Below are 18,520 nucleotides of genomic sequence, written 5' to 3'. Positions count from 1 at the left end.
TGCGGTGGGGGTGTGGCTGTGCCACACCCCCACCGCACGCCCTTACTCACATACAATCATGCGAGCGCATACTGGCTTTTGAGCTGACTATATTCATCGTCGAGGTGCTGCTCACGCACCAGCGTGTGAATACATTGCGCCAGTTCCTGGCGTACTGGATGCTCCTGGCGCTGATCGAGGGCCAGGGCCTGTACCAGGTAGCGCAAGGCCTCCTGATACTTCCCCTCAGCCTGGCGCAAAAGTCCCTGGCGACGCAGAACTGCACACCGCATGGCGGGTAAAGCCAGGCGATCCGCGAACTGCCCAGACCGGGTATAATAGTGCTCGGCCTCGGAGAAACGTCGCCAGGCGCGCGCAATATCGCCCAGCCCCCACAACGTTTGCGCCTCAATCAACAAGACATTCTGCTCCTGTACACGTGTCAGAGCCTGCTCATAGTAGGACTGCGCCTCCTGGTATTCACCACGCGTATAGGCAACAGCTCCCAGAGCATTCAAGACACGCGCCTCGTCCACACGGTCGCTTAGTGAGGCAAAGATCCGGAGCGCCTCGTTATAATACAACTGCGCATGCTCTACATCGCCGCGCGCCCGCGCTACATTTCCCAGGAGACGTAAGCTCCAGCCCTCCCCACGCAACATGGATTGTGCTTGAAAGAGGCGCAGCGACTCTCGCCCCTGCTGTTGGGCCGCATCGAGCTTGCCCTGGTGTAGATAGATCTCTCCACGATCAGCAAGCACCCAGGCCTGAGCGCCGACCATATTGAGATTATCAAACGTACGCAGTGCCTCCTCATTATCGGTCAGAGCACGCGTATAGTAGCCCAAAGCACCCTTTGTGGCTCCCAGGTCACGTAATGCCCAGGCATACCCCTCCTGGTCTTTGAGCTGGCGCAGGCCTTTGACGGCCTGCTCAAAGAGTTCTAGCGCTGGCCGGTAGTTGCCATACCCGCGCTGTAGCTCACCACGTACAAGCGCGAGCCAGAGGCTCCCACGTTCATCCTGAGCCTGGGCGAAGTTGAGCTGCGCCTCTTCAAGATAAGCCTCGGCCTGGGCGAAGTTAGCCTCCTCACGCGAGAGGACCGCGAGTTCATAGAGCGCCCAGGCCGCGTCTTGCGCCTCCCCTTTCTGCTGGTGAAACGCCAGGCTACTACGCAGGCAGGCTTCGGCCTCCATATACCGTCCCAGGTGGCGCATAAGCGCCCCCATACAGCACTGTATCCTGCCCTCACCTGTCGTGTCATGCAACCGCACGGCATGTACACCCGCTCGCTGCAACATCGCGCGAAGCTCGGCTGTGTAGCCGCGCCCATACAAGGCCCAGGAGGCCCGCACCGCCAGGCTCACCGCGTTCTGCAAATCTTGCGACTCACCCGCGCTCTCCAGGTGCTCAAAGGCGGCGAACCACTCCTCGGGGCTAGGCTGGGGCAGGTGCATATAGTAGGATGCGACGATGCGATGAACGCGCCTGCGCTCCTCCCCTGGCAGTTGTGAAACCGCGAAATGGCGTATCTGGGGATGGATGGTATAGACACGCCCATCAAACTGCACAAACGAGGATTGCACAAGCTCATCACGCGAGGCACGCCAGTTGCGCACAAGCATCTGTAAAGGAGAATCTGCCGCGGCGTCCTCCAGAGACGCAGATGCAAGCGTGGCAATCTCATCTGTGGTTCCAGCGACCATATCCTGAAAAAGCAGGGCAATCTGCTCGCGGCTAAAGGGAAGCTTAAAGGCCGAGAGATAGGCAAGAAGCAGGCGGGCCGAAGCGCTCAGGCGCCTGGAAGAGACCTCTAAGACGGTGAGGATGCCAGCCAGGGGAGAGCTGCGCAATTCATCGCGAACCTCCTCCAGGGAGCGGGTGGCGGCCTCTGGTGTGTACACCTGGCCCTCAATCGTGCGCGCTGTGCCAAAGATCAGCTCGGCCCCAAGGGGATAGCCATCCAGCAGAGAGCAGATCTCACGTAAGATCTCCTGCTGATAGGGATCATCAAGGTGGATACGCTGGTCCAGCCCACTCGCCTGCGCCAACTCCATAAAGAGCTGCAACTGGTCGGCATCGGTCATCTTCCCCACGCGATACTCATACCAGCGACAATGCGCATTCTCCAGAGCCAGCATATTTTCGGGATTCGACTGAGAGGTCACCAGGACCGTCACTTCAGCAGGGAGCGCACAGATGAATTGAAGCCAGGTCTCCAGTTCATTGCGATCACACACCTCTTCAAAGGCATCCAGCAAAAGCAGGCAAGGAAGTTCGCGACTGGCAAGCGAGCGCAGTGTGCCCATCACCAGGCGCGCACGATGCTCGCTATCTACGGCAGACTGCAAGCGCGTCGGGATGTGCAAATAATGAATAATCTCGATCAGAGCCTCATGAAAAGTCTTGCCGCCCTCAAGCGAGACACCGACCACGCCACCAGGGAATTTATCCTGGTGACGGCGCACCACCTCCAGGGCCAGGGCGCTCTTGCCAATGCCAGCCGAACCGGTAACCGCGATATGGTGCGGGTTATGGCGTTGACGTTGCGCGGTCCTGGCATTCGCTCCATTTGCCGAAACCGCCAGTAACAGGGCATCAAGCTCACGCAGCTCGCGCTCGCGTCCCACAAAAGTTGTGAACGATCCCAGATGCGCCAGGGGGGCATCATGCTCCTCTGGCTGCTCCCGGCTGACAAGCAGAGGCACAGGAGCGACATCGCTCTCGGTGACCCGGCGATAGAGTACGGGGATAAACCAGCTTTGCTGCAAGGGGAGCATGGCCTGGCGCGCCCGCGCCAGCGCCTCCTCCAGTGTTCGACCATCGGCGAGTGCCTCGTAAAAATGCGACATAAAGGTCGGACTCAGGTCATCCTGGAGCGAGAAAGGCATCGCGACCACCGCTGGTACCTGGGCCGAGACCAGGGCTGTTGCCAGCGATGCATCTACGGGATTGGCTCCGGGGCGCTTCTGACAGTGCGGTCCCTCCGCCGCCACCATAGCGGTCTCACAGGCCGAGAAAACCGCCAGGCGCACATCGCTGCTGACAAAGAGATCACGCAGAGACTGAGCATCGATAAACTGGTTGTAGCCTTCCTCATTACAGAAACAGAGGTAGGTCTGGGGATTCACCCGGCTCAATGATTGCCCACAGTTCGTGCAGCGGCGCACCTCAGCATCATTGACGGCCTTACATTCCTCATTGGGACAGAGGCGCCCATAGGCACCATGCCCATCGAAGTGGACAATATAGCAAGGGATTGAGGTATCACTATCATCAAAGACGCCCGCGCCACCATACGAGCTTAAATAGCGCACAAGCTGATCAAAGGTCGGCGGCTCCAGGCGATCAAGGAAGACCTGGCCCGAGGCAATGAGGGGTGAGAAACCGCGTTCCAGGGCCTCAAAGCTAATTTCGGTCTCCAACGGAGCACAATCCAGGGGTGAGGACCCGATATAGAGCACACGCATAGGTGGATGCACAGGCAGTTCGCAACCGCCCACATCATCGGCATCAATCAATGCACGCGTCAGCGTGAAGATGCCCGAACCCAGCAGGAAGAGGTCGCCATTATGCAATAGCTCCCAGGGATAGCGCACAAACTCATCACAGCCCACCCCAAAGGAGAAGGTAAGCGCCACTGTTCCACGGCGACGCAGCGTGCGCTGGATGACACCACGCAAAAGCGCCTGAACCGATTGCTCGGCCTCGTGAGGCCTGGCGTTCAACGGCAATGGTGAAGTAACGTCCATACCACATAACGAGAGAAAGAGACGATAGCCAATCTCGCGCAAATTCTGCGTGTTATTGTTCTGTAGCGTGTTCAGTTTCTTCAGCAGGAGATTTAACTGCTTGGTGGTATAGGGCGGAATAAAATTTCCGCGTACGGTCCGTCCCGACCAGCTTTCCTTGACCTGTAGCTCAAAATGACCTTTGTCACGACTCTGAAATAGGAAATTAATGGTTTCACTCATAATGTGTAACCGGCGCCCTGGTCTTTCTTCCAAAATAGTAGAGCTTTACGCGGCACCTCTGCCAGGATGGCTAAAAAGACGCTCTCTCGCAGTTAGTATAGCACAATTCAGGAAGAAGTGATTACATTCTACTTGGCGGTTAGCTTGTTCAACAGTCACGATAGCCCCAGAATGTAGGGTCCATGCTGGCATGGACTGCAAGCGAAGCGACGTTCCACGTGCAGGAGAGTCCATGCCAGCATGGACCCTACAGGTGAATGTACTATCCAGGCGTAGAGGCCTGCGTTTTTCGCACAAAAATGGGGCCTTTTTATCAAAGGCCCCACATATGCTTACTCGCCCCAAAAGAGTTCAACTTTGCCGAAGCGAACGACATCGCCCACCTGGACACCTGCGATCTCGAGGGCCTTCGTTACCCCCATTTTCTCCAGAGTCCGCTCCAGGCGATCCATACCCTCTTCGCTCTCGGTATCAGTCATACTGACCGCGCGCTCGACACGCTTACCGCGTACGACGTACACGCCCTGGTCTTTGATGACCGAGAAGGCATCATCAGGCTGTGGGCGCAACACGGGGGCGTTCTCAAGCGAAAGCACCTGGGCCGCGGCAAGCTCCTCTTCCTCGCGCTTGATTTCGCGCAAGCGGTCGCCTGCAAACTGCATGAGTTCCTGTGTCCCCTGGTGAGTGGCCGCGGAGATGGCGAAAACGGGATAGCCAGCGGCCTCGGCCTGAGCCTTGAGCGCGGGCCAGCGCTCCTGGGCCTCAGGCAGATCGATCTTATTCAGGACCACAATCTGTGGCCGCGCAGCCAGCTGTTCGTCGTAGTCACGCAGCTCCTGATTGATCTTCGCGAAATCTTCCCAGGGATCGCGCTCTTCGACCAGAGACCCATCCAGCATATGAATAAGCAGGCGCGTGCGCTTGACATGGCGCAGAAACTCGTGTCCCAGGCCAATGCCCTGGGCCGCGCCCTCGATCAAGCCAGGAATATCGGCCAGGACAAAGTCAAAGCCGTCACCCTGCCTGGCATGTCCAACCTCAACGACTCCCAGGTTGGGAACCAGGGTCGTAAAGGGGTAGTCAGCAATCTTCGGACGCGCAGCGGTTACAACGGAGAGCAACGTAGATTTACCTGCATTGGGGTAGCCCACCAGGCCAACATCGGCGATCAGGCGCAGCTCAAGCGTAATCCAATGCTCCTCACCAGGCTCGCCTTTCTGCGCTTCACGTGGAGCCTGGTGCGTCGAGGTCGCGAAATGCACATTTCCCAGGCCACCCCGGCCACCACGAGCTACCATTACCTGCTGCCCTGGCTCCACGAGGTCCGCGACCAATTCATTCGTCTCGGCATTTCGAATAATTGTGCCACAGGGCACCTTCAGGATAACATCGTTTCCTTTCGCACCATGCATCTTTTGACGCATGCCACTCTCGCCGGACTCCGCGCTAAAATTCTGTTTATAACGATAATCAATCAGCGTATTTAGCTGGTTGGTTGCTTCAAAGTAGACACTGCCACCCCGGCCACCATCGCCACCATCAGGTCCTCCATTGGGAGCAAACTTCTCACGGCGAAAATGCATTGAACCGTTGCCACCATCACCCGCCTTTACGAAAATCTTGGTATGGTCAAAAAACATGGCGTCTTCCCCACTCTATCCTTCTTATGCGTTCTTAAAAAACAATCTTTGTACAGCAGCGCAATAAAATATACCATAGAACGGCAGAGAACGCTATGCATTAGTAGCTTTGTGAAAAGGAAGGGTATGGAATGGGAGCTGGCAGAGCCAGCTCCCATTCCATACCCTTAATACCGCAGGTGCCGAGAGAGCTACCTCTCTAGCCCTCTTCTTTGAAACTAGCAAATGGAGTATCCACCAGGTGCTGGGAGATAAACCAGGTCTGCATCTCTTGCAAGGGCAGGACCTCCGAGGTGAGGATATCGTTGGTCGTGTAGTCCTTGTTTTTATCGCTTAACTCAATCCCCTCACGAAGGCCTTTAATAACGGTCGCATGGGCATTGACGAGGCGAGCGAGCATCGCAGGCACATCCTCAACGCCCTTCGGGGGCCGCTCGATCTTGGTCAGTTCCGCCACATCATGCGGCATGGCAATGGTCACACCACCCAACTGCTGCACGCGCTCAGCCAGTAGATCGATGGTCTTCTCAATCTGCTCGGCATGCTCGTCTAACAGCAGGTGTAACTGGTAGAAGGTCGGGCCAGTCATCTGCCAGTGATGCTTTTTATAGAGGCTGTAGAGTGTGATCGAATCGGCAACCAGCTGATTCAGACACTCGATATTCTGCTTAATCGCACTTTCAGGCAGGCTAATGGGCATGGAATGTATCTGTCCATACTGCTGGATCTCGTATGAACGCTGCTTAAAGCGGGGCTGAGCCTCGATTGTCTGTGCCCCCTGCTTCGACATAGTGTGAGTCTTGGTAGTCATCTATCGTTCACTCCTTTTACGTAGCAGATAGCGACGTCGTATTTTGTGTATCCAAAACTCAACACGCTCTTTGCAGAAGAGAGGTTACAACTTTAGCGCGGTGAGGCGTGCCAATCGCCGTAGCCACCGCTCTGGTTATCACAGCCATTATTGCGATAACTACAATAGGTTCCTGAGAGAGATTTATCGCCATTGACCTGGCCTTGAAAGTAGAGTGGCAGCAAGCCCGCATAGCTTGCGACCAGGAAATGAAACTTGCGATCAGGCGTAATGGTCCCATTAAAATTGTTATTACCAACTAATCCTGGGCCAAAGGAGGCATAGCCAGTAAAGCTCTGGCCATTTTGCGCGATATTAGAGAGTGCAATCGTAGAATTGGTTGGCGGATCGGTGTATTTATCCGAAATCGTGCCACTATAGCCCTGAGCCAGTCGCGGTGGCGAGGCTGGCGGTTGTACCACTGGAGGGGCTGGTGGGGCAGTCGGCGTAGAGGTTGGCGTAGCTGTGGGCGTTGTCCCCCTGGTCGGCGCCTGCGTCGCCCTGGCCGTTGGCTGGTGCACAGTCGACGATGTGGGTGTGACTTTGGCCTGCGTTGATAAGCCAGCAAGCAAGCCACTATTAGCAGTCCAGATCAGTCCTCCCACCAGGAGAAACGCCAGGAGCAGCGCGGCTACCAACAGGAACAGCCCTTTGCGCGAGCGGCGTTGACGCCGGGGTAGCTCCTGCACCACAACGCTTGGCGGTGGGAGTGGAGCAGGAGTCACCGGGGGCGGTTGCGCCGCCTCGACCTGGGGGCCTGGTGTCTCATTCGCCTCTGGAAGCATCTCGTAGACAACAGGCTCGGTCTTCACCTCAGGCGCATAGACTTTCAACGCATTCCAAAACTCTTCTACGCTGCCATAGCGGTCCTCGGGATCAAGCGCCATCGCCTTTTGCAGGATATCGCTCACCTCCTGCGGCAGCTCCTCGACCAGGCTATGCGCGGGAATCAGCGAATCAGCGCTTCCACTGCCCACGCGTGTCAGGCGCGTAAGCGCATCGATGGGAACCTCACCCGTCAATAAGGTATAGAAGGTCGCGCCCAGCCCATAGATATCGCTGCGCAGGTTTGTACCGCGCATATAGTGCTCGGGCGAGCCATATCCGGGAGAGCAGTGCCGCACGGCTGAGGTCGTAGAGTCCAGGTCGTAGGTCTTGGCAATGCCAAAATCGACCAGGACGGCCCCCTCGCCTGAGGTAGGGATAATCATATTTGATGGCTTGATATCACGATGAATAATGGGCGGCTGCTGGTGATGCAGGTAGCTTACTGCCTCAATGATAGGCTTCATCATCGCCATAACGCGAGCAAGGGTAAAGCGTCCCTCGGGCTGGCGCCGTCGCAAACGCTCCAGGTTCGGCCCATTGATGAAGTCCATGAGCATATACACGCTCTGCGCCTTCTCGTCCTCGAACACGCGGTACACACGCGGCAGAGCATAATGATCCAGGTGTTCGAGGATACGGCTCTCGAAGGCGAAACGTTCGCGCTGCTGAGGATTAGGGTCTATCTGCTCTTTGAGGGCATAGACATTCCCACCACGGCGATCACGCACACGATATACCGCGCCAAAGCCGCCTGTCCCTAGTAGCTCTTGAATTTCATAGCGATCACGCACAACCTTCCCTTTCGGGAATTTTGTCTGCAAATCCCTCATTCACGCACCTCACGCATAAATTACAATTTCCTTATTATATGTATAAAGCGTAAGGCTAGCAAGATCAGCTACAACAATTCTTCGACCAGTTCCTTCTGTTGCGAATGAGACGGGCGGGGATAGGTAATCAGGCGCGCGCCGCGCTGGAAGGTCAGGTATGCCCATGCCCATTGAAAGACGACTAACACACGATTGCGGAACCCTATCAAGAAGAAAATGTGAACAGCTAGCCAGAGAAGCCAACCCAGAAAGCCCCAGATACACACACGGCCAAAATCGGCTATGCCAAAGGAACGGCCCACGGTCGCCAGGTTTCCTTTATTCGTATAATGAAACGCAGGTTCAGAAGCTTGCGACCCTTTCACCTTTTTCACGATCAATGAGCCTATATAGTTTCCCTGCTGCATCGCAACGGGTGCCACACCTGGCAAAGGCTTGCCATTCTGCATGAGCGAGGATGTGTCACCAATCACAAACACATTTGGCAACCCCGGAACGGAGAGGTCAGGCTGCACTTTGACACGGCCCGCGCGGTCAACCTCAGCCTGCAACCACTTGCCCGCGGGCGAGGCCGCTACACCAGCCGTCCAGATGACATTTCTCGCCGGAATTCGCTGTCCCGCGACGACCACGCCCTCACGATCGATATTTTCGACAGGTGAGTTCGTGCGCACCTCGACCCCCAGGTGGTTCAGAGCTTTGCGCGCCTTCTGCGCCAGTTTCTCAGGGAAAGCGGGCAGGATGCGTGGCATGGCCTCAACCAGGATCACGCGTGCCGAGCGGGGATCAATATGGCGAAAATCACGCGCGAGCGCCTTATGAGCCAGCTCAGCAATCGCTCCGGACATTTCTACACCCGTGGGGCCAGCCCCCACCAGCACAAAGGTCATCAACTCCTGCTGGCGATCAGGGTCCGACTCCATCTCGGCTGCCTCAAAAGCGAGCAATATCTGGCGCCGAATATGCGTGGCATCGGTGACAGTCTTCAAGCCCGGCGCGCAGTCGCTCCATTCGTCATGGCCAAAATAACTATGGGCCGCCCCAGTCGCGATCACCAGGTAGTCATAAGGGATCTCGTGCTCGGCGGTAAGCACAAGCTGGCGCTCGGTATCCACACCCGTTACCTCTGCCAGCAACACCGTAGTATTCTGCTGGCTTTTTAAAATGGAGCGGATGGGAGCTGAGATATCGGCGGGCGAAAGTCCTGCCGTCGCCACCTGGTAGAGTAAAGGCTGGAAGAGATGATGGTTATTCTTATCAATCACAGTTACCTGGACCGGGGCATCACGTAGAGATCTAGCCACGCGCAGACCACCAAAGCCAGCGCCAACAATCACGACACGAGGAAGCCCCGTCGTCACAGAGAAGCCATCCGACTGTTGTTTCTGCATCATATTGCGTATGTGTCTCCTTGTTTAGGAAGTCTGTCTCAACATAGAGACACGCTGCTACTATACACAGTGTACCAGCACACTTTATTGTGGCTCATTTACACGATCAATGGCAAGCCCTTACCTTGGACCGACGCTGCCACTGCAAATCTTGCTCAAGATGCTGGCGCAGCGCGGGAAGGCTATGTGCAAAAGCCACCAGGCTATCATATTTAGTCACGTCGCGCACCTCGCGCCATTGTGAGTGATAGCGGTATTGCTTACGCCCTTTGGCGTCGACGAGATTGCTGTTCTATGCTCATAGCTTAGCTCCATCCTCACCATCCATCCAGAGAGAAAGCCAACATTCTTCTACGCGTACCTCATCGAGGCTATGGAGAAATATCCCTATGTATGTCACGCTAAGCTAAACTGCGGAGTAGACAACTATGATTATCGTCAGGAATGAAGCACGCAAAATGCGTTGCATGTGCCAATCATCAGCACAAAAAAAGAGCGGGCGATAGACAAATGCTATCGCTCCGCTCGCTCGGTCAAATCCCTTTGAGGACGCCTGGTAAAAACTGAAAAAAGTCTGTTTTTGGCGACTATACCAGGGCGCTCTTGGCGTCATCGACGCGCGCGACCAGGGTTTGCAAGAGCTGCTGAAGCTGTTCACGCAGATCGGCATCCACCAGGCGGCCCTCTGCATCAATCTTAGCATGCCCCTCGCCTACGTAGAGCGAAGGCTCGTCCAGCAGGTCGCTCTTCTGTGCAGCCAGCAACTGGCGCAACTGGACGTGTGCGGGACCACTCTGACGACCAATACCCATGAGTGCAACTGGCTTCTCGGCCAGGGCGGCATCCCCGCTGGCGGCAATCCATTTCAAGGCATTCTTGAGCGCATTCGAAAGCAGACCTTTATATTCAGGGGTCGCGACCAAGAGTGCATCAGCCTGAGCAATACGCTCGCTGAACAGGCGAACACTTTCGGGAGTGTTATACGTCTCTGTAAAAGCGGGTAGATCAGAGAGTGAGAGAATTTCAAGCTCGGCCTGGGCGGGCAAAAGTTCCTGTGCCGCTCGCAAAGCCGCTTTATTATAGGACTCTTCGCGCAGGCTACCGGTAAAACCAACAATGCGAATGATAGACAAGGTAGAACTCCTTAGAAAAAGATGGCAAAAATCAACATTAACTTCTTATACGAAAATTTTGTGAACAATACAGGCCCATTTACAGGCTGCTACGTTCTCCCACCCTCAGCACATGTAGCGCTATTTTTCAGGGGCACGAATTATTAAACGCATATTTATCACTCGTAGCAACGAAAGTACTGAGCTTATAGGCAAAAAGTCATCCCTTCACCATTCGTACGCAGCGCAATATACTAGCCACCTTGAGCAGTATGAGCTTTTAAAAACGGTTGGAAAGCGCAGCCAGCAAGGCTGCATTGATGACGACACAGATAACACCATTACAACACACACGCTACCTATTATCGACAGCCAGCAGCAAATGCTAAGGTTTTACCGCCAGAGTGATTGCCTCTCTCCTCTCAAGAAAACATGCAGCACCTTCATTATATTCCCGCAGACCAAAGAGCACATCATAAAGAAGGGAATAAGCACAAAGCAAGGCCGCATGATGCGACAAGAATAGTGCATCATGCTGTAGATATGTCTCATTTTGTGAGCTACTTCACAGTGTATAAGGCGAAGAGAGCGTAAGATAAAGGCCATGAGAAACACATCACCCCGCTGGAAGGCGAGCTGATTACATCTCAGGACGAGAGAAACCCTTTGGAAATGTGAAAACACATTCTGAACTGCAAACCGACTTGAGAGCAGGCTTTACGGGCACAAAGCCTGCTTTTTTTTGCGCCTATATTATGCACATGCAGATATGCCGCCCCAACTCTAGCGTTCTGATGGCCTTACACCTGGATGCGCAATGGCGACACCACCATGAATGAGCAGCGTATCACCAGGCGCGACATGCGGCAGCAGCGAAACATCGACACGCTCAATATGTTCTTGTGCCTCCACCAGGGCGAAACCCGTCTCCTCCTCATCCAGGCTGATAACCCTGGCGACCTGAGGTTCATCACTACACGTGAGACAATGGCTTTCTGGCGACGTCCCCGCTGGCATCGGAGGCGTCTGCTCGCTCCATACACCATGCGAACGCACCACCGCGCTCTCTTCTCTCACAGGCAAGCTTGAGAGATGCTTAGTATTCTCAAAAAGGACATCCTGCGTATTGATATTCTCCTCAGAGTTCATGGGAAAGCCCTCCTCTTCCATCAGGAGCAGATAAACCCGACTGCAAATACTACAATTTCAATAAGAAGTAGCTACAAAACTATATTACTGCCATAAGCATAATGTAGCCCCCACGTCAGATTGACAGTACCATACAGCCATGTTAGATTGATGCCAATCGAAGAGCTAATGAAACAGATCCGAGCAGCAGACCACAAGGATAGCAAGCACCTATGACCGATTTACGCAGACATTTGAAGAGTATCGTCGCTTGTCTCAAGAAGCAGGCAGGAACAGGGGTTGGGGGGAGAAGCCAATGTAAAGAAGAGTTGGCAAAGCTTCTTCCAGCCAGCTACGGAGTAGGTGAAGGTTACCTGGTGAATGAGCAGGGCGAGCGCTCCCAGTGGCTGGATATTATCATTGTTGACAAAACGCTCACATTGGAAGTAAGCCAACAAACGAAAACAGAATGCGACGAGCGAACAGCATTGCTGGTGGCACGCCTGGCAGATGAGGTGGATAAAGCGGGTTTAGTGGAGTCAGTAGAAGCTATCGCAAGCGCCAAAGCCCTGCGCGACATTGGCAAACGCCAGGCGCAACAGGGAAAGGTCAAGCTCAAACATTTGCTTCCGCTGGGGGCTGTCTTCGTGCAACGGCTACAACTCGACCAAGGATACGAAGAAGGCTCGCATGAAGCATACAGCCAGGCTATGTATCGTGTGCTCCAGCGTCAACGCGAGGTAGAGAGGCCAGACTACCTGAGCCTGCTAGAGCCAGGGCTAAGCTATGTGAACCCATGTCTGGAGGACGAGAGCATTGACACGGTCACAATTGGGATCACACGCGAACCAGAGCTGTTACGCACACGCCTCTGCTACAGGTGCAAGCAACGTTTTACCCGACGACACTTCTTCTACGACCTGCTCTGCCTCCAGTGTGGCGATCTCAATTACCAGAAGCGGCAGAGCCAGGCAGATCTGCGTGGAAGGTTAGCGCTTGTGACGGGTGCGCGCATTCATATCGGCTACGCGACGGTGCTACGCCTCCTACGGGCTGGGGCAACGGTCATCGCAACAACGCGCTTTCCCCATGACGCGGCCCAGCGCTACAGTGCGGAGCCTGATTTTGAACAGTGGCGTGAGCGCCTACATATCTATAGTCTCGACCTGCGCCACCTGTCCTTGATAGAATACTTTATTGCGCACATAAAAGAGCACTATGGCGCGCTCGATATCCTGATCAACAACGCTGCCCAGACCGTCAAGCGCGCATATGCCTACTATGCGCCGCTCCTCGCCGACGAACAGAGAGCGCCAGAAACGCTGCCAGCAGTTCAGCAGGAACTCGTCGCGCGTTCCCATGCCTTCATGCCTCCGGTATCCTTTATAGCTGAGGTCTCTAACGCACTGGCACTGCCTATCCCCACACAAGCTGAAACTGGAGCTGAAGAGCAGCAACGTGTAAGCCAGGTGAGCAACGCGGCAGAGGGAACGCAGCTTGATTTGCGGAGAGAGAATAGCTGGAGCCAGCGCATCGAAGAGATTGACCTGACCGAGTTTCTGGAGGTCCAGGTCATCAACGTTACCGCGCCATTTCTGCTGGTGAAGGGTCTGAGCGACCTCCTGCGAAATAGCCCATTTCCCCAGCGCTTCATTATCAATGTCTCCGCTGTGGAGGGTCGCTTCGCCCAGAACAAGCTAGGCACACACGTACACACCAATATGGCCAAGGCCGCACTGAATATGCTTACGCATACGGCCGCTACCGACCTGGCACAGGACAATATCTACATGAACAGCGTCGATCCAGGCTGGGTGACGCGCCAGGCCCCGGCGACCCAGGAGGCAATCTGGCAGCGAGCGCAGGAGAGCATGCCGCTGGATATGCAGGACGCCGCAGCACGCATATGCGACCCCATCTGGAACGCCATCAACGAGGGGCAGCTAGAACATGGCTGTTTCTACAAGGATTATACGCCTTCTGATTGGTAGGCAGGCTGATTGCCACTTCTCACATTTTTGCCAGGCAGCCTCATAGTCGCCACGTCACTTCCCCGAATAGAGATTACGGCACATCAATTTATCCTTTGGGAGATACTCAAGCTCTCCATCACGCCAAATGGCATCCTGAGCAATACGCCTTTTCCTATTTTTGGTATTTTGCAGGGAAATTGTATCTCATGGATTGCCTTCCCGACCCAAAGGATGAATCGGTCCCACGTTTACGTCAGACCTACAGGGTCACTTCGCAAAAATCTATGGTGCATCTCAGGCCATTTGCTCTCTTGACGACAAAAATCTTCTATACTATAGTAGGTGCACTGAGTAATCGGTCGATGTCAGGTACCCCATGCCTGAAAGGGCAGGGGCTTGCTGACGCAAGCCTGGACCTGTTCAGATTCAGCCATGAATCCTTTGTGTTGGCAGAGGATTATCGGGCTACGATAGTCGGGAAGCGTTCAAGTTCCTACCTACGGGTGCGTGCCAGCCTGTAGCTCTAGAATCTCTGGGTTAAACATCTGTACGGGGTGAAAGGAAGTGCTCAGAGAATAGTACCGCCCACTATCATTATCGAGGCAACCATTACCCTCGCAAGAGGAGGCTCAATGATGAGCAATGTGTTTGTGATTGATACAGATTATCAACCCTTGGATCCGATGCATCCTGGATATGCGCGGCGTTTACTCAAGCAGGGGAAAGCCGCTGTATACCGAAGATATCCCTTTACCATTGTGCTCAAACGAGTGGTAGAGGAACTACAGGTGCAGCCATTACGTTTGAAGCTTGATCCAGGGAGTACTACCACGGGAATGGCTCTGGTGGATGATACTAACGGCAAGGTCGTCTTTGCGGCAGAACTTACTCATCGTGGTCATGCCATTAAGGAAAGCCTTGATGATCGTCGCGTGGTCCGTCGCAAACGACGCAACCGCAAAACGCGGTATAGGAAGCCCCGTTGGCAGAATCGAAGGCGCAAGAAGGGATGGGTGCCACCCTCACTAGAGAGTCGGCTTGCCAATATCCTCACGTGGGTCGCGCGTTTATGTCGCTTGGCTCCCATTACAGCTCTGAGCATGGAACTAGTCAAATTTGATCTGCAACACATGCAAAATCCCGACATAAGCGGGCTGACATATCAGCAAGGCACGCTTCAAGGCTATGAGGTGAGGGAATACTTGCTGGAAAAGTGGGAACGCACCTGTGCCTATTGTGGCAAACAAAACGTTCCCTTGCAAGTGGAGCATATTCATCCTCGTGCCAAGGGGGGAACCAACCGAATTAGTAACTTGACCCTGGCATGTGAGCCTTGTAATAAAGCCAAAAACAATCGAGAGATTACGATCTTTCTTGCCAAAAAACCGGAGGTGCTCAAGCGCATTCTTGCTCAGCTCAAGAGCCCACTCAAGGATGCAAGTGCGGTCAATACTACGCGATGGGCTCTCTTGAAACAACTCAAAGCCTTTGGATTGCCGGTCGAGTGTGGGAGTGGTGGATTGACCAAATACAATCGGAGCACAAGAGGGTTGCCCAAAACGCACTGGCTGGATGCGGTGTGTGTAGGCAAAAGTACGCCCGTGGCACTCTCTCATAGGGGAATAGTCCCCTTGCAGATCAAAGCTATGGGACATGGATCACGGCAAATGTGTGTCGTTGATAAATATGGCTTTCCCAAGCAACACAAACAACGGAAAAAGAAGTTCTTGGGCTATCAAACAGGCGATATGGTCAAAGCGATTTCCCCCAAAGGGGTATTTGAAGGGCGCATTGCGATTCGTCATCGACCTGAATTTCGACTTGGGAAGAGGGATATCCACCCCAAATATCTGCGATGTGTCCATCGTGCTGACGGGTATGAGTATATTCAGAAAGGAGTACCTCATGCTCCTCTCCATGACTGAAATGAGGGGCACCCACATGACGCGATTCTATATTACCAATAGGGTCATGTAATGATTGCCTCCTATGTTAAAGAACATGTCTTGCTAGCCTACAATACTCGTATTCGCGTCGCAGGCGAGATCACAAATTCCCAGGAGCTACTCAACCCCCATCTCAACCTTCTCCAGGCCAAATCGTCGCTCAACACCAGTCTCCAAGAGCATAAATTTCTTATGCTCACATGCATGCTTTTGCCAGATCTAGTCGCACACCGGCTGCAACGAGGAACATTCAACGGAAACGCTGACCGTCTGGTAACGCTTATTTCCATTTGCCTATGAAAAGTTACCAGTCCAATTGCTGTATCTTTTTGCCCGTTCGCCTCTGCCCCTGGAGCATTACCAGAATGCGCAGCATCCCAATGCCACAAAGGCCTTGCTCAAGGAACTGAGCCAGGACGCCAATCGCTATGTGCGCGCAGTCGCTCGTCAACAATTGGCACTACGCGAAGAGAAAAAGGCAGAGGAAGGCTGATCAGGATGCACGCTGACCGCTCCATTGACATAGAAACTCTTCTATACTATAGTAGGCGTACCGATTACTTGGTCAATATGGGGATGTAGTGCAGCGGTCAGCACTTCCCGCTCTGCACAAGCGGGAAATAAACGCCAGGTTCGACTCCTGGCCGCTCCATATTGTTTTGGGAGGTGTGATTAGCGTCAGCATGCGCCGCCATGGCACGGCGGATAGCAAACACCAGGTTCAACTCCTGGTCGCCTCCCTCTCTTCACCTTCTATACCCTTCGCGCCTTCCTTGAACACATTTTGCCCTGTCCAAGAGATGAAAGAGTGCATCCACGATGAGGTACCGCAAAAAGAAACACCCCTCTGCCGGAGAGGCCGCCAACCCTGATACCATACCTACACGCTTGATGGAACTAGCACAAGAATACAAGCTCCACCCCATCATCGCCGCCAACCCTAACACGCCTCCCGAGGTCCTCGAAAACTTTGCCAACCACTCACTTGTAGCAGTACGGCGTGCCACTGCTCAGAATCCTAATACCCCTCTAAAACAACTGCTCCTGTTAACAGAGGAGTTTCCGCACGAGTTTCTGCGCAATCCTATTCTGCCCCTCCTCAATCTGACCGAACCCAACTTCATCAAAAATGCCTCACCCAGGGCCTGGCTCCAGCTCCTACGCTGTGAAGAGATCCCTCAGCACTGGCTGCAATGGTTTCAGCAAGGTCATGTGATGAACGCCTCTTATGTCAGAGAACACATCTTGCTATCCTATAACGCTCATATTTGCGTTGCAGGTGAGGTAGCAGATGTACAGAAAATACAAAAGTCACAGCACGATCTTCTTCAACCGAGATCACCGCTCTACGGTAACGGTTCCATACATGAGCTACTCATACGCACCTGTGGGGTTTTACCAGACTTTATCAATCACAGACTACACCGGCAGGTAGAAAATATCAATGTAGAGGAACTGGTCTTCTCTTTGCGCTATAGCCCACATATCGATGAAGACATATTGAGAAAGCTAGCGAGTCATCAAATGCTAAAGGTGCGTCTAGCCGTCGCACATCACCCAGGCACGCCAGAAGATGTACTTCTACAGATGCTGCAAGACAAAGAGTTAGATGTACGTTACAGCATAGCAAAGCGCAGAAAAATGTTGCAATCGCTTCTAATGCATTTAGCAGCCAGCAGTGATCCCCTCTTACGAAGAGGGGCAGCCCGTCACCCTCAGCTTGAAAAACATATGCTGGAAAGCCTCTCACATGATCCAGATGTGATTGTGCGGCGAGCAGTTGCGAGCAGGCATAAGCTTCCAAAGCGGCTCTACCACCTCCTTGTCCAGGACACTGATATGACTGTGCGCAAGGCAATCGCGGCAAGGCACGGTCTTTCGGAAGAACACTACTACCAGCTTGCCCAGGATACCTACACTCCTGTACGTATGGTGCTGGCACGGAATGTTAAAACGCCTTCACCGTTACTGCTCGACCTCGCCAGGGATATAGAGCCAGTTGTGCGCTATGCAGTAGCCCAGAACCCCAGATTACCCCAAGAGGCCTTCTATCTCCTCGCCAACGATTCAGACAACGATATTCTGGCACAACTGGCAGGAAACGCCCGGCTCCCCAGGGATTTGTTTATGCGCTTTGCCGAGCACTCAGACGTAAATATATTTCGAAACCTAATAACCAATCCACGCATTCCCCTGGAATTACTTAATCAGCTAAGGATGCAAAATTCCAATCAAAAATCCGCGTCTTTTCAAGCAAACTTCGCCTATCCCTCAGTCGTTTCCCCAAAGGAACGTACTCAGATGCGGCTCGATTCATACGCGAAGGCGCTCCAATCTATGACGAGCGATTCCCTACGTCTAGAACTGCTGGCCTACGAAAAGCTCCCCATCCAATTTTTGTACAGCTTCGCCCGTTCGCCTATTCCCCTGGAGCGCTATCAAAGCGCACAACACCCTAATGCCTCATTAGCCTTGCTCAAGGAACTGGCACAGGACGCCAATCGCTATGTACGCGCGGTCGCCCGTCAGCAATTGGCCCTGCGCGATGAGAACAAGGCAGAGACTGACTGACTGACTGACTGATAAACATGCTGGTCGCTGCATTGACAGTGAAACTCTTCTATATTATAGTAACCGCACCGAGCGTTCGGTCGATATGGGGATGTAGTGCAGCGGTCAGCATATACTCGCTCTGCAAAAGCGACAAAAGACGCCAGGTTCGACTCCTGGCCGCTCCATATTGTTTTCGGAGGTGTGGTGCAGCGTCAGCATGCGGCGCCCTGTCAAGGCGTTAGGCAGACACCGGGTTCAACTCCCGGTCACCTCCGACTCTCATCGTCTATTTCACTTCGCACCTTCTCTGATTACG

The 18,520-nt window shown here is 53.9% G+C and carries 11 protein-coding genes and 3 tRNA genes; 7 read left to right on the top strand and 7 right to left on the bottom strand.

What is annotated here, in order from left to right; genetic code table 11:
• Positions 1-56 precede the first annotated feature (56 nt).
• From KTE_RS24020 to KTE_RS23990, 7 genes are all read right to left on the bottom strand, one after another.
• Positions 57-3,953 carry a tetratricopeptide repeat protein gene (locus tag KTE_RS24020; protein ID WP_201385441.1) on the bottom strand — a complete coding sequence of 1,299 codons (3,897 nt, stop codon included), beginning with the start codon at positions 3,951-3,953 and terminating at the stop codon, positions 57-59.
• 332 nt (positions 3,954-4,285) lie between these two features.
• Positions 4,286-5,593, bottom strand: coding sequence for a GTPase ObgE (obgE, locus tag KTE_RS24015; RefSeq protein ID WP_201385439.1), 1,308 nt, complete (start codon positions 5,591-5,593; stop codon positions 4,286-4,288).
• A 199-nt stretch (positions 5,594-5,792) separates the two neighbouring features.
• Positions 5,793-6,404, bottom strand: a complete 612-nt coding sequence (locus KTE_RS24010) for a Dps family protein (RefSeq protein WP_201385431.1) — start codon at positions 6,402-6,404, stop codon at positions 5,793-5,795.
• 92 nt (positions 6,405-6,496) lie between these two features.
• Positions 6,497-8,092, bottom strand: coding sequence for a serine/threonine-protein kinase (locus KTE_RS24005; RefSeq protein WP_201385429.1), 1,596 nt, complete (start codon positions 8,090-8,092; stop codon positions 6,497-6,499).
• A 77-nt stretch (positions 8,093-8,169) separates the two neighbouring features.
• Positions 8,170-9,495, bottom strand: coding sequence for an NAD(P)/FAD-dependent oxidoreductase (locus KTE_RS24000; protein WP_201385427.1), 1,326 nt, complete (start codon positions 9,493-9,495; stop codon positions 8,170-8,172).
• Positions 9,496-10,079: 584 nt separating this feature from the next.
• Positions 10,080-10,625 carry an NADPH-dependent FMN reductase gene (locus KTE_RS23995; protein WP_201385425.1) on the bottom strand — a complete coding sequence of 182 codons (546 nt, stop codon included), beginning with the start codon at positions 10,623-10,625 and terminating at the stop codon, positions 10,080-10,082.
• Between the two features lie 762 nt (positions 10,626-11,387).
• On the bottom strand, positions 11,388-11,753 hold the full coding sequence (locus KTE_RS23990) for a HypC/HybG/HupF family hydrogenase formation chaperone (RefSeq protein ID WP_201385418.1): 366 nt from the start codon (positions 11,751-11,753) through the stop codon (positions 11,388-11,390).
• 212 nt (positions 11,754-11,965) lie between these two features.
• Between KTE_RS23990 and KTE_RS23985 the strand changes: the two genes are divergently transcribed.
• The 7 genes from KTE_RS23985 to KTE_RS23955 all read left to right on the top strand — a co-directional run bounded on the left by KTE_RS23985 (position 11,966) and on the right by KTE_RS23955 (position 18,479).
• A complete protein-coding gene (locus tag KTE_RS23985) occupies positions 11,966-13,723 on the top strand; it encodes an SDR family NAD(P)-dependent oxidoreductase (RefSeq protein ID WP_201385416.1) in 1,758 nt (585 codons plus the stop codon).
• A 617-nt stretch (positions 13,724-14,340) separates the two neighbouring features.
• On the top strand, positions 14,341-15,630 hold the full coding sequence (iscB, locus tag KTE_RS23980; RefSeq protein ID WP_201387197.1) for an RNA-guided endonuclease IscB: 1,290 nt from the start codon (positions 14,341-14,343) through the stop codon (positions 15,628-15,630).
• Between the two features lie 337 nt (positions 15,631-15,967).
• Positions 15,968-16,144, top strand: a complete 177-nt coding sequence (locus tag KTE_RS23975) for a hypothetical protein (protein WP_201383764.1) — start codon at positions 15,968-15,970, stop codon at positions 16,142-16,144.
• 81 nt (positions 16,145-16,225) lie between these two features.
• Positions 16,226-16,303, top strand: a tRNA-Cys gene (locus KTE_RS23970).
• 167 nt (positions 16,304-16,470) lie between these two features.
• The gene (locus KTE_RS23965; protein ID WP_201385414.1) at positions 16,471-18,222 is read left to right on the top strand and encodes a hypothetical protein; all 1,752 of its coding nucleotides are present in this window, start codon (positions 16,471-16,473) and stop codon (positions 18,220-18,222) included.
• Between the two features lie 89 nt (positions 18,223-18,311).
• Positions 18,312-18,389: transfer RNA gene (locus KTE_RS23960), tRNA-Cys, on the top strand.
• A gap of 10 nt (positions 18,390-18,399) precedes the next feature.
• Positions 18,400-18,479, top strand: a tRNA-Asp gene (locus KTE_RS23955).
• The last annotated feature ends 41 nt before the right edge of the window (positions 18,480-18,520 follow it).

The sequence above is a fragment of the Ktedonobacter sp. SOSP1-85 genome, from assembly GCF_016587415.1.
Lineage (GTDB): Bacteria > Chloroflexota > Ktedonobacteria > Ktedonobacterales > Ktedonobacteraceae > Ktedonobacter.
This window is presented reverse-complemented; position numbering and strand designations above follow the sequence as displayed.

Bases quoted from the DNA above. Each gene is read 5' to 3' on its own strand.
- KTE_RS24020 (WP_201385441.1), bottom strand. From the start codon at position 3,953: ATGAGTGAAACCATTAATTTCCTATTTCAGAGTCGTGACAAAGGTCAT.
- obgE (WP_201385439.1), bottom strand. From the start codon at position 5,593: ATGTTTTTTGACCATACCAAGATTTTCGTAAAGGCGGGTGATGGTGGC.
- KTE_RS24010 (WP_201385431.1), bottom strand. From the start codon at position 6,404: ATGACTACCAAGACTCACACTATGTCGAAGCAGGGGGCACAGACAATC.
- KTE_RS24000 (WP_201385427.1), bottom strand. From the start codon at position 9,495: ATGATGCAGAAACAACAGTCGGATGGCTTCTCTGTGACGACGGGGCTT.
- KTE_RS23990 (WP_201385418.1), bottom strand. From the start codon at position 11,753: ATGAACTCTGAGGAGAATATCAATACGCAGGATGTCCTTTTTGAGAAT.
- KTE_RS23985 (WP_201385416.1), top strand. From the start codon at position 11,966: ATGACCGATTTACGCAGACATTTGAAGAGTATCGTCGCTTGTCTCAAG.
- iscB (WP_201387197.1), top strand. From the start codon at position 14,341: ATGAGCAATGTGTTTGTGATTGATACAGATTATCAACCCTTGGATCCG.
- KTE_RS23965 (WP_201385414.1), top strand. From the start codon at position 16,471: ATGAGGTACCGCAAAAAGAAACACCCCTCTGCCGGAGAGGCCGCCAAC.